Here is a 15,648-nt window from a genome sequence, read left to right as displayed (position 1 = left end):
GACATGGCGAACCTTCGCCGCAGCATACTACCCCACCCAGCGAGATGTGATGATGATAATGAGAAAAACCGTGTTGTATAGCGCCTGTCCCCTGCTGGCTCTGTTGGCCTCCACAGCCAGAGCCGACGACGCCCCCGCCGTGCAAAACGGAGTGACGGTGGGCATTGGCGGGGAATATGCCCCGCGCTACAGCGGTTCAGACAAGCAACGTGTGCAGGTGGTTCCGGTAATTCAGATCCGCGATAATGCGCTCTTTTTTGATTCGCAAAAAGGGCTGGGTTATGACCTGCAAACCGACAATGGTTTTTATCTGGAACATACGCTGGGTTATGCGTCAGGCCGCGCCGATCGTGATTCTGGCTGGCGGGACGGCGCGGAAAACTTAAAAGGCATGGGCAATATTGACGCCACGCTGAATACCGCGCTGGCGGTTGGCTGGCAAGCCACAGACTGGCTGGTGCTGGAAAGCAAAGCCACCCTGCCACTTACCGACAGCCAGGGGGTGCAGTATCAGGCGTCCCTCACCTTGCTGCCGGTGCAGACCACCCGCGATACGCTGGCTTTCCAGTCTGCCGCGCTGTTTGGCGATAGCCGATATATGAATACGTTTTACGGTGTCAGCCAAAAGCAAAGTCTGCGTTCCGGCTATGCGCGCTACCGCGCAGAACAGGGATTTTATGGGATCGATAATAGCCTGACGTGGAGCCATCAATTTGATGCCCACTGGGGAACATTGCTGAGCGCCAATTACACATGGCTGAACGATCACGCGGCTGACAGCCCAATTGTGCTGCGCCGTAACCAAAGCTCAGCGGTCATTGCCATTACGTATACTTTTTGAAAGGTGCGGGAAAAATGGACAAAAACGATTATCAGTTTCTGGCAAAAATATGGTTTGCCTGTGGTGTCGTTTATCTGGCGGCTTATCTGACCTATATCAGCAGTTAACCTTAAAAATACTGTTGCAGTAGCCATAGTGAATGCCGCGCTGGATAGAGAACGCCGTGCGGCATACCAAAGCGACCATATCTGTCTGGTTTGATGTATTTCTTATGCAATAATTCTGAAGTACTTACTTAGGTGATTATTTATTCTCTGGCAATAAATATTGCTCTGTAGATCGGTGCGTTACGGTTTGTTGCCGCCATACATTTTATTTACGCGGTTTCTCTCCTCAGTGATATTTCTTTAATTTACGTTAACAATATCAATTTCATTCAAAAAAATTGCTGCATCAAAATTATACAATATATCAACGATCGATCACCTTACAATTGATAGATATAAACTATTGCTTTTCATTTTTATTAAGATTTTAACGATCGATCACTAATCAATACCTTCTCATGGCCGATAAAACGTAGATGCCGACCGCTATAGCGGCCAGGCATGCAGATAAATTTCACTAAGGGAAGACCATGGAAAATACAACAACGATCGGTAAGCCAAAGGGTATAAGTATCAGAAATAAGATAATGCTATCTTTCGGGATATTATTATTGTTATTACTTTTTATTGCCGGAAATGCGATTTACCGGCTTGATGAGGCGAAAAATAAAATATCCAAAATCGTGACTGAAGATTACCCGACCACCGCGCTGGGTAATAATTTAATCCGCGATGTTAATGGTTCAACGACGCTGTTTCTTAATGCGATCATTGAAAAAGATGCAGCTAAAAAAGCACAGTTGATTACAGACCTTGCCGCCAGATCTGAACAAATAAGCGAACTGTATAAACAGCTGAATAAACAGGCTGATGATGATGCGTCTCAGGCTCTGTTAGAGAAAATCACCGCCGCGCGCAGTCTCTATATTCAGTCCCGTAGCAAAGTGATTGGCAATATACAAACCAATCCTGACGCCGCCATGACGGAATATACAACCAACACGCGTAATTATGAAAGTCAGTATATTGAAAAAATTAATAACTTTATCAGCCTGCAACGGGATGAAATGCAAACGTCATATAGTGATTTTTTGCATGATTACAATCTGAGCCGAATGGTGATGATCTTCATTACCCTCATCTGTTTTATATTCGGCATTATCATGGCAATCATTATTTCACGTGCCATTGTTGGCCCTATCAAACATGCCGTTGATGCGGCGATCAGGATCGCGAAAGGCGATCTGGGCACCGAGATAAAAGTCACCTCAAAAGACGAAACGGGGCTGCTGACAGGCGCAATCGGCCACATGCAGGAGGAGCTGAAAAAAATTGTTCTGGAGATCCGCAGCGGCGCGGAAAATATTGCCACTGGCGCATCGCAGATCATGGCCGGCACACGCGATTTATCTGCCCGTACGGAAGAACAAGCGAGTTCCATTGAGCAAACTGCCGCCTCCATGGAGCAAATCTCTTCAACGGTTAAGAATACGGGTGATAATACGGCAAATGCGTCGCAGCTTTCTGCAAGAGCCAGTGACGCGGCGAAAGATAACGGCAAATTGATGACCTCGCTGACGCAGGAAATTCACAATATCAGCAGCTCGGCGGACAAAATGTCTGACATTATTAATTTGATTGATTCTATCGCCTTCCAGACCAATATCCTGGCACTTAACGCCGCGGTTGAAGCAGCTCGCGCAGGTGAACATGGCAAAGGGTTTGCCGTGGTGGCGCAGGAAGTTCGCAATCTGGCGCAGAAAACGGCGAATTCGTCGAAAGATATCCGTGCGCTGATTGAAAACTCGACGCAGCAGAGCGTGCGTGGCCTAGAGATGGTGCGTCAGGTGAACGGTAAAATGGACGAAATGGTCGAGAACGTGGATAACGTCTCCAGTATTCTGAAAGAGATCGAACAAGCGAGCCTCGAACAGAGTGACGGCGTACAGCAAATCAACATTGCGATCGGCCAGATTGATACCACTACCCAGCAAAATGCGGCGCTGGTCGAAGAGTCGGTTGCCGCGTCTGAAATGCTCAACGAACAAGCCAGAGTGATGAAAGAGTTGGTGAGCGTTTTCAGGGTTCCGGCGAGCGTTTGACTTTGAACGAACACGATTCGCAGTAAAACGGTGGTGATGAATACGTCGCCGTAAATCGGCGACGTGCGCAACAATCATAGCGTCGGCTGGTCTCCTGCCAGCCGACGCCAATTCCCGTTTCAACGTCAGCCACGGCATCGCCACTCTTTTCCGGCGCGGATGAGACGCCGCCAACAGGCACGAAAATGCTCGTAAATACCCTTATTTTTACAGGTTCAACGCGTGAAACCGCAATACCGTTACGGTTTCCATTGACACTCCAGACCGCAAACCGTCCGGATGAAGTTGCACAGCGCTTGCGCGCCTTCAGCAATAGTTGGAAAGGTTGCCGAATGGTAGATACCTTCGCCATCTGCGCCGAACAGATGTTGATACTCCGGCTTAACATCGATGGAAGTGAACCGCTTTAAGGTCTCGCGATTACAACGAATGCGGTAGCCATTTTTAAAGCGTTGCAGCATATGCACACCGGTGGTGGAATTACCGGTGCTTCTGGCAATATTTAACATCTACGCCTCTCCCTAATACGCGAAAAATAGTAACCCTCACATTACTGAATTTCTGATACTGCGCTATTTCCCCGCATTTTTTGGCAGCAAGTAATCCGGTGTTGTACGCCGGGTTATTAAGCCAGTGGTTTTAAAATGATATTGGTAAGGGCCATCAATATAGAATGGCAACTCAATGATAGCCTTGTGGCTACTGCGCACATCCAGATAAGCAAACAGCTGGTAAATGGCCAGATTAGGGCAGAAAGCACGATTGTCATCACTGCATATCGTGCCGTCATAGCGACTGATTCCATCGTCGTCATATTTCGCCGCGATTTCACCGCCTTCTACAGGCAGCGTTAATTGGCCCTCTGAAACGTAATACATAATTTTCGGATCGCTAATCACGCCCGCTTTTTCCTTCTGCATCACCAGAATCGTCGCCTTTGCTTGTTTATAGGGAGGCGAAAGTTTTGCGACATCCTCAGACTCCAGCGTATACAGATACGTTTTTTCGCCCCGCATTTCGTCGCTATCTTCTGATACTTTCCATTTACCCGGCATCGCTGTCTCAAGGTAGGCATTTGCGACAGCATAGTAGGCGTTAACCCTGCTATCCGTTTCCTTTATATCTAAGCCCGGTTGCATAACATTTTCAAAAGCAACCAACAATGGCGCGCTTTTTAATTTGACGACAGGTTCCGAAGTACTGGCGTCCAGTTTCTTGAGTTCAGGGAGATATTTAGCCCGATATGTATCACGATAAATTGATACACACTTAGCGTCCTTGGCTACCGCCATTTCATAGTTTTCTAGTGCCGCCTTCGTCAGGATCATAAGCTGCTGACCATCGCGAATTTCAACACTATCCACATCCATCGCTGCCGGGCATTTATTTACCGCGGTTTTAGGTGCTGCACTCACGCTAAAGCTGATGCAGGCCGCAAGCAGCATGGCCGATGCGTAGGTTATTTTTTTGATCATGTTTCATTCCTGTGTGTATTTATTATCTGTTTGGATTGCGCCTGTATCGCGCATCATCAGTCATTCACGTTTAAATGATTGCGGCGCTTATTACGCGCAAGACCCGATTATTCGGCCCCGCTCACAAACCGACACGCATTGACTCGCGGTAAGAGAACGCTTCAATGTGCTTGCATCAGGCATAAATGAGATTTTCCCTACGGGGAACAGTCTATTTTTACCCGCTTTCAGGTACCAGCTTTTGGCGAGACTTTTTAGCTAAATTCTTTGCTACTTCAAACATTTCCTGAATGTGGCCCGCTTCGCCTCTTGATCAGTGACAGAATTTAGCAATACTGTATATAAACACAGTTAACCGGGTTCATCATCATGCAGTTCATCCCATCGACCGAGAGTGATCGCCTCATTCCCCTTCCGCTCTTTGCTGAGCGCGTTCCTTGTGGCTTCCCAAGCCCGGCGCAGGATTATGTCGAAGAGCGGCTTGATTTAAACAAACTGGTGGTTAAACACCCCAGCGCGACTTACTTTGTCAGGGTAAGCGGGGATTCGATGATCGGTGCGGGGATTAGCGATGGTGATTTGCTGGTGGTTGATCGCTCATTGACCCCAGTGCACGGTGATATTGTTGTTGCGGCGGTTGCCGGGGATTTCACGGTGAAGGAGTTGCGAACCCGCCCTGTTCTCCAGCTCATCCCGCATAATGTTCATTATGCGCCGATTGTTTTCCAGGCCGAGGAAGAGTTGCAGATCTTCGGCGTCGTGACATTTACGTTGAAGTCAAATCGACATGTTCGCGCTTGTTGATGTGAATAACTTCTACGCCTCCTGCGAGACGCTGTTTCGCCCGGATCTGCAGGGGAAACCTGTCGTTGTCGTGTCCAACAACGATGGGTGCATTATTTCGCGATCGCGTGAGGCAAAGGACCTGGGCATAGACATGGCTGCGCCTTATTTCAAAATCAAGGATGAGCTTCATCGTCAGCGCGTGACGGTGTTTAGCTCAAATTATGCGCTGTATGCCGACCTCAGCAATCGTGTCATGTCGACGCTGGCTGAAATCACCCCCTCCGTCGAGCTTTATTCTATTGATGAGGCTTTTATCGATCTGTCTGGCGTATCAAACTGTATTTCACTTGAGGCATTCGGCCATCAGATTCGTAATCAGATTTTGAAAAATACCGGGCTGACAACGGGCGTTGGCATTGCCCCAACGAAAACCCTCGCCAAGGTGGCCAATTACGCCGCCAAAAGATGGGCCAGCGCCGGGGGAGTTGTGGATATTTCCTCCCGGGAACGGCAACGTAAATTACTGTTTCACGTGCCGATACATGAGGTCTGGGGCGTGGGACGTCGCATCAGTAAAAAGCTGGCGTTAATGGGCATTGAAAATGCGCTGCAACTTGCCGACAGTTCAACCTGGGTTATCCGTAAACACTTCAATGTTGTGCTGGAACGAACCGTGCGGGAACTGCGCGGCGAATCATGTCTGGCATTTGATGAATTTCCCCCCACCAAGCAGCAAATTATCTGTAGCCGCTCTTTTGGCAAGCGGATCACGCAGTATTCAGATATGCATCAGGCCATTTGCGCCTATGCTGAACGCGCGGCAGAGAAGTTACGCGCGGAACATCAGTTCTGCCGCTTCATCAGCGTCTTTATTCGTACCAGCCCGCATGCGGATAATCGTATTTACTACGGAAATCAGGCATCCGTGACATTGATGACGCCGACCAATGATACGCGCGACATTATCCGTGCTGCGACAAGCTCGCTGGATCAGATATGGCGGGAGGGGCATCGTTATATGAAGGCTGGCGTGATGCTTTCAGATTTTTTCAGCAGCGGCGTTGCCCAACTCAATCTGTTTGATGAGAATCGCCCCTACGCGAACAGCGCAGCGCTGATGGAAACCATTGATCGTTTAAATACATCGGGGAGAGGAAGCGTCTGGTTTGCAGGACAGGGAATTGAAAAAAACTGGGCGATGAAACGCGACATGCTTTCCCCCGCCTACACCACACGCTATTCCGATCTGCCTGTCGTGAAATAAAGACCGTACGGAAACCATAACCGACCGAGATTTTCATCAACAAATGCGCCGACAGACTGGCGCATTTGTCATATCAGGCATGCTTATGCATGGCTGTACTCTTTTACCAGCTGGCGCAGATCCAGCTCAGAGGAGTAGTCCACGTCCGGCATTGAGAAGCCATTCAGCGCGTAAAACTCGGCAAGATACCCGGCGAAGTCACCAACGGTTTTAAAGTTCTCGGTGGTGACCCGTTTTCTTAGCAACTCCACAGCTTGCTGAACATCCGGGCGCAGCTCGAAATCATCAAGGCGGATCCGCCGCTCCTCATCCGTTACGACGTTGCCCATTGGTGGGTAAAGGTGGTTCAACATCAGCCTGTGCATCTGCTCGATGCAGGTTTCATGCAACCGCTTCTGCTTCATTACCTTGTACAGCAAGGTAATATATAACGGAAACATAGGGATAAAGGCGCTGGCTTTGGTCACCAGCGCTTTGCACACCACCGCATAGGCATGACCATTAATGCGCTGGAGCTGTGCGTCAAGATGATCGGCTGTTGCGTGCAGATGGGCTTTCGCCGCGCCTAACGCGCCCTCTTTATAGAGCGGCCACGTTGATTTCGGGCCAGTATAAGAGTACGCCACCGTTTTGAACCCCTCAGCCAGCACACCAGCCGCCGATAACATATCAATCCAGCGTTGCCAGTCTTCCCCGCCCATGACTTTTACCGTATCGGCAAGTTGTTGTTCGGTCACCGGTTCCAGCGTCTGATTCACCATCTTGCGGGTTTCCAGGTCAAAACCCGGGCCGGAAAAGGCTTGCCCGCGCACGCCAAGCGTCGAGGTGTAGCGCGTACCATCCGGGCAAATTCGCACGCCAGAGGCAACCGAATAGACAAGCAGATCAATGCTGCCGCCAAACTCCTGCTTGATGTATGCAATCACGTCGTTGCGGGTCGTATCGGAAAAAGCATCCGCGATAAAATTTTTCGCGATAAGCCCTTTTTCATGCGCCCGGCGACGAAAAAAAATATTGTTATACCATCCGGCGCTGCCTATACCTTTTTCGCCCGGACTTTTTTCAAATGAAACGCCAATCGTATCGGCACCGCCACCAAAGGCCACCGCGATGCGTGAGGCCAGCCCATATCCGGAAGAGGCACCAATCACCAACACCTTGCGCGGACCATAGATTTCCCCATGCGACTCAACATAGTTAATTTGTTTATCAATGCCCTGGCGTAAACCTTCAGGATGGCAGTTTTTAGCCACATTGCCTTGAATAATAAGCTCCATCAGTTCACCTCCTCAGCCAGCGCTTTTTCCAGCGGCGGCAGAACGACGGCTTCACCGACAATAACCTTATCCCCATGCTGATTGGTGCACGTGGTTTTGAGCCGCACCCGGTTTTTTTCGCAATTAATCGCGATAACTTCCGCCGTCGCCGTAATCGTATCGCCAATAAATGTTGGCTTAATAAATTTGAGATCCTGGCCAAGATAAATAGAACCGTTGCCGGGCAGTTTATTAGCAATTACCGCTGAGATGAGCCCACTTACCAAAATACCATGAACAACACGTTGCCCGAATATACTATCCCGCCCTGCACTCTCATCCAGATGAACGGGGTTGGTATCGCCAGATGCCAATGCAAAATCTGCGACGTCATTATCCGTCAATGTTTTTTTAAACTCTGCACACTGACCAATATGCAAATTGTGGATTGAGTTAACCATAAAGCACACGTCCTTTTCAGATATATTTTGAAAGCGTTTAACGGAAGCATTTAGAGAAACAACTAATTGTATCCATATACACCTTTTCCCCCCAACCTCGTCAACCCCCATCGGATTGTCATTAGCTATAAGAATGGATTTATATTTATCTTTTCAGATACGGAGTATGTGTAAATTACCCCTTAAATTAGATTTTTTACTTAAGTCGAAAATTGCCATGCAGCGCCACCCCCGTAGCTACCCGAGGAGAAGAAAGCGTTTTATCAATAAGATACCTCCGGTACCAACAAGAAAGATCTACATGCAATCCTTATTAAAGTTTAAGAAAAAGATCATGGCCGATGAATTAATGATGAATGAAAAAACCACCAGACAAATGCAGTAAATAAGGTTAATTACAGAAAAATAAGAAGCATTGTAATTTTAACGCCATTGTTAACAACTTTTAAGTATTGACGCATATCAATACTGTAGAAAAATCTCTGCGCATTAATAGTTGAATCATTTAAATCAAAAGGTAATACAAATGAAGGACACGGATATTGTCGTTCTTGATTGTGCAAGAACTGCTATCGGCGTACTAAATGGAGCGCTTGCTGAGATTAGTGCGCCGCAATTAGGCGCCACGGTGATTAAAGCGCTTCTGAAAAAAACAGGCATTGCAGCAAAAGAGATCGATGAAGTTATTATCGGCCAGGTGCTTACCGCAGGCAGCGGGCAAAATCCGGCGCGCCAGACGTTAATTCAGGGAGGTATTCCTGTCGATGTTCCGGCGCTGACAATTAATAAAGTGTGTGGCTCGGGGTTAAAAGCGCTGCAACTGGCATGGCAGGCGCTGAAATGTGGTGATGCCGAATTAATTATTGCCGGAGGGCAAGAAAGTATGAGCCAGGCACCGCATGTTTTACCCCATTCACGCAGCGGCATGAAAATGGGTAACTGGCCAATGCTGGACAGTATGGTGAAGGATGGCCTCTGGGATGCTTTTCATGATTATCACATGGGGATCACCGCCGAGAATGTGGCCGAAAAATATGCGATCACACGTGAAGAACAGGATGCTTTCGCTCTTGCGTCACAACACAAAGCAGCAATCGCGTTAGAAACACATCATTTTGCCAGTGAAATTGTTCCGGTTGACATCACCCGCCCTCGTAAAGAACCCACCCTGTTTGATACCGATGAATTTCCCCGTCCGCAAACATCGCGTGAAGGCTTAGCCAAACTCCGACCAGCTTTTAAAACCGATGGCACCGTTACCGCCGGTAATGCCTCTGGCGTTAACGATGGTGCAGCAATGGTTATCCTGGCAACGGCGAAAAAAGCGCGTGAGCTGGGGATCAAACCGCAGGCCAGGATCGTGGCGTTCGGTACTTCAGGCGTCTTGCCAGAAATAATGGGAACCGGCCCCATCACGGCATCTCGTCATGCGCTAACCAGGTCGAACTGGCAGGTTGATGAGTTGGATCTTATCGAAGCCAATGAAGCCTTCGCCGCTCAGGCCATCGCCGTCAACCGGGAAATGGGCTGGGATCTCTCCAGAGTGAATGTCAATGGCGGCGCGATTGCGCTCGGCCACCCTATCGGTGCATCCGGCACGCGAATTTTTGTCTCTTTGCTCCATGAAATGCAGCGCAGAAAAAGCAAAAAAGGTCTGGCAACGCTGTGCATCGGCGGTGGCATGGGCATCGCCGTCACCGTCGAAATGGAATAACGCCGCGATAAAGAATGTTATTTAACGTGAGGAAATGATGATGGGTAAAGTTGCGCTTGTGACCGGTGGGATCCGCGGTATTGGTGGAAAAATCAACCTTCGCTTTCTGCTGGAGCATTACCAGGTTATCGCCATTGATACGGATGCGGATCGCCTGAAAGAGTGGGTTGAGATCCAGCGAGAAGCAGGGTTTGCCAAAGCCGACGCTATTCGCTGTGACGTCAGCGATTACGCGCAGTGTCAGGACACGGTCGGTACACTGCTGAAGCAATATGGTCATATCGATGTTCTGGTAAACAACGCGGGTATTACCCGCGATGCAACCTTTAAAAAAATGGATAAATCGCAATGGGATGCGGTTATTCAGGTCAATCTGAACAGTATGTTCAATATGACCAAACCCGTTCTGGATAACATGCTGGCTAACCAGCGCGGGCGCATCATTAATATATCGTCGATAAATGGTCAGAAAGGACAGTTTGGACAGACTAATTATTCGGCCGCCAAAGCGGGTGTGCATGGTTTCACGAAAGCACTGGCGCAGGAGGTAGCACGTAAAAATATTACCGTTAATACCATCTCCCCAGGCTACATCAACACCGAGATGATGCAGGCCATCCCCACCGATGTACTGGAAGCTATTGTGGCGCAAATTCCCGTTGGTCGCCTCGGCGAAGCCGATGAAATCGCCGAACTGGCCCTGTATCTCGCCAGTGATAAGGCCGGGTTTATTACCGGCTCCAATATCGCCATCAATGGCGGCCAGCATATGTATTAAAGATATGCCATTTCCGGGCCTCACCGGTGATACATCTGGTGAGGCAATATTGGGGACTCAGGATTTTTTATCATGCTTGAAAAATTAAGTTCGTTTGTTGAGCTTGCGCGCAGGAAAAGGCCGAAAATAATTGCCGTTGCCGCAGCAGAAGATTCTCATGCACTCGAAGCCATTAAATGGATCAGAAATGACGGGCTGGCAGAGGTCATTCTGATTGGTTGCCGGGATAAAATAACCTCGCTCGCCGAACATCTTAAATTTGATATCAGCCATATCGAAATAATTGATATTCCAGATAAAACAGAAGCCTGCAAAGCGGCGGTGAGCGTCGTTAAATCCGGGCGAGCGCATATTTTAATGAAAGGACTTGTCGATAGCGCCATTTATTTGCGAGCGATTTTAAATAAAGAGACTGGCATTGCGGCATCGCGGCTTGTCACGCAATTAGCGTTTATCGAAAGCCCGCATTATCACAAGCTGTTTGCAATCACTGATGCCGGTATCACTATTACACCTGATCAGCGAGATAAAGCCACGATGATTGCCCAGTCGGTTAATGTCCTGCATCAGGTTGGTATTGCGGTGCCCAAAGTCGCGCTGATTGCCGCCGTTGAGCATATTACGCCTGCAATCGCCGCTACCGTGGATGCCGCGGCGCTGAGCGGCATCGCTTATGATAACTGTATTGTTGAAGGGCCGTTGTCCATCGATCTGGCTTTTAATAAAGAATCCTGCCGACATAAAGGGTTGCATTCGCAGGTCGGCGGCGATATTGACCTGGCCATCCTTCCGGATATCAACAGCGCCAATGTCTTTTATAAAACGGTGATGCAGCTTGGCGGAGCATTGAGCGCAAGCACACTGACGGGAACAACAAAACCGGTGGTATTTACCTCACGATCAGACAGCGCTAAAACAAAATATTTTGCTATTGCTTGTGCGATATCTCAATGCAAGGACTGACTATGTATATTTTGGTGATAAATCCAGGTTCAACGTCTACAAAAATTGCGGTATATAACAACCGCACGCAGCTTATTTACCGCACATTTAACCATGATGAAAAAGAGATGGCGGCTTTTTCCACGATTCTGGATCAAAAAGCCTTTCGCAAGCAGATTATTCTCGACATATTGCAGGAACATGGTTTTCGCTTAAATGACATTGATATATTTATCGGGCGCGGTGGTCTGGTTCGTCATTTGCAAAGCGGTGTTTATCGTATTAATGATGACTATATTCACGATGCCAGTGTCGGCCTGAACGGTGAACATGCTTCTAATCTGGGTGCCATATTGGCCTGGGAACTCGCGCGGGCGGTAAATAAAGAAGAGATGGCGTATACCGTTGATCCTGTCGTCGTCGACGAATATGACCCGATAGCAAAAATATCCGGAATGCCGGAGATTTCACGCGTGGGCGCTTTTCACGCGCTGAATCAAAAAGCTGTCGCGCACCGTTATGCCACGGAAACAAACCGCCCCTATTCCACGCTTAAATTGATCGTTGCCCACTTAGGTGGCGGCATCAGCGTGGGCGCTCACCGCGACGGTCGTATTGTGGATGTGAATTCAGCCCTGGGCGGCGATGGGCCATTCTCGCCGGAACGCGCAGGCCGCCTTCCCAGCTATGAATTATTAAAACTATGCTTTTCAGGGCAGTACACTTATGCGCAATTGAAGAAGAAGTTGATTGGCGAAGGCGGCGTATATGGCTATCTCGGCACCAAGGATATCCGCGATGTTGAGCAACAGATTATGGATGGGAATAAAAAAGCGCAGGACATTCTGGAAGCCATGGCCTATCAGATAGCCAAAGAGATCGCCTCGTGCGCCGCCGTACTGGAGGGTTGGGTCGACGCCATCATCATTACCGGCGGCATTGCCTATAACAGAAGAATTGTCGAACTTATTCGTCAGCGCGTCAGTTTTATTACATCTGAAATCGTCGTTTATCCTGGTGAGGATGAAATGTTCGCGCTGGCCGATGGTGTACTGGCAGCGATGGAAGGTCAAAGGGAGTTAGTCGAATACTGAAGAGGTATTAATGATGGGTAAAAAGAATATTGCATTGTTTCCAAATCAAATCTCCGTGACGAAATCTAATGGCAGTGTATGCCTGCACATCGATTTCAACGATGGACAGGAGGATATTTCAATTGAGCTGAGTAGTACGGAGGCAGAACATCTTTCAAGCGCGCTGGGTACCCGGCAAAATGAAATTCTTATTGCGGCCGAATATGCCGATTAAAAAAACAACGGGAACCGGTCTGGTTCCCGCCTTTTATTTATCATTCGCAAACTAATTATCCGACACCACCGCGATTTTCAACGGCTGCGTTTCGCATGCCGTTCCCAGTTATCCTGTTTCGCCTGCTCAGATTTGCGGATCGCAACATAGCAAGCGCCACTTCCGCCGTGGTGCGGCAGCGCGGTGCAAAACGCCTGAACCTCATCGAATTCAGGTAGCCAGCGCGCCAGATAACTCCGAATGATATTCGCATGCGAACCCTCTTCACGCGCTTTACCATGAATGATAAGCACATTGCGTAGCCCATCCTGGCGCGCATGATACATAAAACGAAACACCATTTGTCGGCACTGTTCGACCGGCTGGCGCAGTAAGTTCAGGCTTGCCTGTTGGCCATATTTTCCCTGGCGCAATTTATCAAGCACCCCTTGCTGCAGGCCTTCTCGTTTGAACTCCAGCGGTGAATCAAGCGGCACGATATCAAGAAACCCGGTGGTCAGAAAGTTGTCGAGTTGCAGCGTGTCGACGCGTTGTAGCGTGCGCGAATTGTGGCTCGGTTGCCAGTGCACATCGGCACTGCGCTTCAGGGGTTGGACATCTTCCATGGCGTCAAGGAAAAGCAATTTGTCGTCAGGGTTCATAGGGCAGTCCTCCGGCTACTTCAGCCCCCGTACTATAGCTGGCAGGGCCTGCGCTCACAATGCCTGGTGGCAAAATGGCTTTTGCACCCGAAAAAAATAATAGCGAATGGTTCTCCTGGACGATATTCCAATAACATCACTCTTAGTAATGTTATGAAAAACTCAACTTAAGAAAAATTAATATTCTGAATTTCAGTTAAATTAACGTGAAATCAATCACCAATTCTTACTGGAAATATGATGAAGGAACGCTATAACTATATTTACCGCGCAAGGATGAAAATGCATAAAATAACGAACGGATGCGCTGCTGTGTGTACTGTAGAGCCTGACGGATGTCGGCAGGCTCTATTTTTTTATTCGCGAAATAAGCGCAATATATCATCTATTAAATAATGCATACTTCGCTGGCTATTATTTCACCAGCTTATTTCTTTACCCAGAATATAGTCTCTTTCGGGGTATAGCAGCATCGCCGGACGTTTGGTAAATTGGCGCCGTTGCCCACTGAAAAGGATGCCAGATGCTGACTTTACTTGAAGATAATATTTCCACGCCGCTTGGCCCACTTTGGGTGCTGTGCGATGAACAATTCCAGCTTCGCGCGGTTGAATGGGAAGAACACAGCGATCGGATGGTTGAGTTATTAAATATCCACTATCGCCGGGAGGGTTACCAGCGCGTGGCAGCGCATAATCCGGGCGGGCTAAGCCAAAAATTGCAGGACTATTTTGACGGCGATCTGGCAGTGATTGAAACTCTGCCGACGGCAACTGGCGGCACGCCTTTTCAGCGCGACGTGTGGCAAGCGCTACGCACCATCCCCTGTGGTCAGGTCATGCATTATGGTCAACTGGCGGTAAAACTGGGACGTGCAGGTGCCGCACGTGCGGTCGGCGCAGCGAATGGTTCAAATCCGGTGAGTATTGTCGTGCCCTGCCATCGCGTTATCGGCAGTAACGGCACAATGACGGGATATGCGGGCGGTGTGCAGCGAAAAGAGTGGTTGCTACGCCATGAAGGGTATCTTCTATTGTGAGAAAAAACGCACATTTAGCGTTCTTTTCACCCTCTTTTGTGGTAAAAGCCCTAGCGAAATGATGGAATTTCAAAGAGATGGTGCAATGTCATCTCTTTTCATTTCTGCCTCCCGTTTTATAAATCGTGAATTGACGTTTTACCGGGCTTACGCGACCAGTAAAAAGCTGTTAAAATTGACCAATATCAATTACGGCGTTGAGCAGACCTATGATCCCGGAAAAGCGAATTATACGACGCATTCAGTCTGGCGGTTGTGCAATCCATTGCCAGGATTGCAGCATTAGCCAGCTTTGCATCCCCTTTACTCTTAATGAACACGAGCTGGATCAGCTCGATAACATCATTGAGCGTAAAAAGCCCATCCAGAAAGGTCAGACCTTGTTCAAAGCCGGGGATGAATTGAAATCGCTGTACGCTATCCGCTCCGGTACGATCAAAAGCTACACCATTACCGAACAGGGCGACGAGCAGATCACAGGTTTCCATCTGGCGGGTGATTTGGTGGGCTTTGATGCCATTGGTACCGGCCATCACCCGAGCTTCGCACAGGCACTTGAAACATCGATGGTCTGTGAAATTCCGTTCGAAACGCTGGATGACCTCTCGGGTAAAATGCCCAATCTGCGTCAGCAGATGATGCGTCTGATGAGCGGCGAAATCAAAGGCGATCAGGATATGATCCTGCTGCTTTCGAAGAAAAACGCAGAAGAACGCCTGGCGGCATTTATTTATAACCTCTCACGCCGTTTTGCACAGCGCGGTTTCTCCCCGCGTGAATTCCGCCTGACGATGACGCGTGGCGACATCGGCAACTATCTGGGTCTGACGGTGGAAACCATCAGCCGTCTGTTAGGCCGTTTCCAGAAGAGCGGCATGCTGGCGGTGAAAGGAAAATATATCACCATTGAAAATAGCGACATGCTGGCGCAACTGGCCGGTCATGCGCGTAACGTTGCCTGATTTTTTCCCCGCCTGATATCCCCTTTGCCGGG

At 48.8% G+C, this 15,648-nt stretch carries 16 protein-coding genes; 11 read left to right on the top strand and 5 right to left on the bottom strand.

The window, feature by feature from the left end; all coding sequences use genetic code 11:
- Positions 1–52: 52 nt before the first annotated feature.
- Positions 53–841 (top strand): MipA/OmpV family protein, encoded by a 789-nt coding sequence (locus O3S68_RS04705; protein WP_442913128.1) that lies wholly within the window; start codon positions 53–55, stop codon positions 839–841.
- Between the two features lie 577 nt (positions 842–1,418).
- The gene (locus O3S68_RS04700; RefSeq protein ID WP_045513410.1) at positions 1,419–2,990 is read left to right on the top strand and encodes a methyl-accepting chemotaxis protein; all 1,572 of its coding nucleotides are present in this window, start codon (positions 1,419–1,421) and stop codon (positions 2,988–2,990) included.
- Positions 2,991–3,229: 239 nt separating this feature from the next.
- On the opposite strand, the gene O3S68_RS04695 is transcribed toward O3S68_RS04700, so the two are convergent.
- Positions 3,230–3,499, bottom strand: a complete 270-nt coding sequence (locus O3S68_RS04695) for a hypothetical protein (RefSeq protein ID WP_016496231.1) — start codon at positions 3,497–3,499, stop codon at positions 3,230–3,232.
- A gap of 63 nt (positions 3,500–3,562) precedes the next feature.
- Positions 3,563–4,465, bottom strand: a complete 903-nt coding sequence (locus O3S68_RS04690) for a hypothetical protein (protein WP_269230897.1) — start codon at positions 4,463–4,465, stop codon at positions 3,563–3,565.
- Between the two features lie 369 nt (positions 4,466–4,834).
- Between O3S68_RS04690 and umuD the strand changes: the two genes are divergently transcribed.
- On the top strand, positions 4,835–5,269 hold the full coding sequence (umuD, locus tag O3S68_RS04685) for a translesion error-prone DNA polymerase V autoproteolytic subunit (RefSeq protein WP_269230896.1): 435 nt from the start codon (positions 4,835–4,837) through the stop codon (positions 5,267–5,269).
- Complete coding sequence (gene umuC, locus O3S68_RS04680; RefSeq protein ID WP_097407777.1) at positions 5,253–6,515, top strand: translesion error-prone DNA polymerase V subunit UmuC; 1,263 nt, start codon at positions 5,253–5,255, stop codon at positions 6,513–6,515. The genes umuD and umuC overlap by 17 nt, the downstream gene beginning before the upstream one ends.
- 83 nt (positions 6,516–6,598) lie before the next feature.
- On the opposite strand, the gene fabV is transcribed toward umuC, so the two are convergent.
- Both fabV and O3S68_RS04670 read right to left on the bottom strand, forming a co-directional pair.
- Complete coding sequence (fabV, locus tag O3S68_RS04675; RefSeq protein WP_269230895.1) at positions 6,599–7,792, bottom strand: enoyl-ACP reductase FabV; 1,194 nt, start codon at positions 7,790–7,792, stop codon at positions 6,599–6,601.
- On the bottom strand, positions 7,792–8,232 hold the full coding sequence (locus tag O3S68_RS04670; RefSeq protein ID WP_269230894.1) for a MaoC family dehydratase: 441 nt from the start codon (positions 8,230–8,232) through the stop codon (positions 7,792–7,794). Before O3S68_RS04670 ends, fabV begins: the two co-directional genes overlap by 1 nt.
- Positions 8,233–8,758: 526 nt before the next feature.
- Here O3S68_RS04670 and O3S68_RS04665 point away from each other — a divergent pair.
- The 5 genes from O3S68_RS04665 to O3S68_RS04645 all read left to right on the top strand — a co-directional run bounded on the left by O3S68_RS04665 (position 8,759) and on the right by O3S68_RS04645 (position 12,974).
- Positions 8,759–9,946 (top strand): acetyl-CoA C-acetyltransferase, encoded by a 1,188-nt coding sequence (locus O3S68_RS04665; RefSeq protein ID WP_269230893.1) that lies wholly within the window; start codon positions 8,759–8,761, stop codon positions 9,944–9,946.
- A 34-nt stretch (positions 9,947–9,980) separates the two neighbouring features.
- Positions 9,981–10,724, top strand: a complete 744-nt coding sequence (gene phbB, locus O3S68_RS04660; protein ID WP_442913097.1) for an acetoacetyl-CoA reductase — start codon at positions 9,981–9,983, stop codon at positions 10,722–10,724.
- Positions 10,725–10,796: 72 nt separating this feature from the next.
- Positions 10,797–11,687 carry a phosphate acyltransferase gene (locus tag O3S68_RS04655; protein ID WP_269230892.1) on the top strand — a complete coding sequence of 297 codons (891 nt, stop codon included), beginning with the start codon at positions 10,797–10,799 and terminating at the stop codon, positions 11,685–11,687.
- Positions 11,688–11,689: 2 nt separating this feature from the next.
- Complete coding sequence (buk, locus tag O3S68_RS04650; protein WP_269230891.1) at positions 11,690–12,760, top strand: butyrate kinase; 1,071 nt, start codon at positions 11,690–11,692, stop codon at positions 12,758–12,760.
- A gap of 10 nt (positions 12,761–12,770) precedes the next feature.
- Positions 12,771–12,974, top strand: a complete 204-nt coding sequence (locus O3S68_RS04645) for a hypothetical protein (protein ID WP_269230890.1) — start codon at positions 12,771–12,773, stop codon at positions 12,972–12,974.
- Positions 12,975–13,051: 77 nt separating this feature from the next.
- Here O3S68_RS04645 and smrA read toward each other — a convergent pair whose 3' ends face one another.
- Complete coding sequence (gene smrA / locus O3S68_RS04640) at positions 13,052–13,615, bottom strand: DNA endonuclease SmrA (protein ID WP_269230889.1); 564 nt, start codon at positions 13,613–13,615, stop codon at positions 13,052–13,054.
- Between the two features lie 523 nt (positions 13,616–14,138).
- Here smrA and ogt point away from each other — a divergent pair.
- Positions 14,139–14,654: a methylated-DNA--[protein]-cysteine S-methyltransferase gene (ogt, locus tag O3S68_RS04635; RefSeq protein ID WP_016496243.1), complete on the top strand. Its 516-nt coding sequence runs from the start codon at positions 14,139–14,141 to the stop codon at positions 14,652–14,654.
- A gap of 209 nt (positions 14,655–14,863) precedes the next feature.
- Positions 14,864–15,616, top strand: coding sequence for a fumarate/nitrate reduction transcriptional regulator Fnr (gene fnr, locus O3S68_RS04630; RefSeq protein WP_016496244.1), 753 nt, complete (start codon positions 14,864–14,866; stop codon positions 15,614–15,616).
- Positions 15,617–15,648: the final 32 nt, after the last annotated feature.

It is taken from the genome of Kosakonia sp. SOY2, assembly GCF_027109175.1.
GTDB lineage: Bacteria > Pseudomonadota > Gammaproteobacteria > Enterobacterales > Enterobacteriaceae > Kosakonia.
The sequence above is the reverse complement of the archived record's forward strand: the minus strand, read 5'-3'. Positions and strand labels throughout refer to the sequence as shown.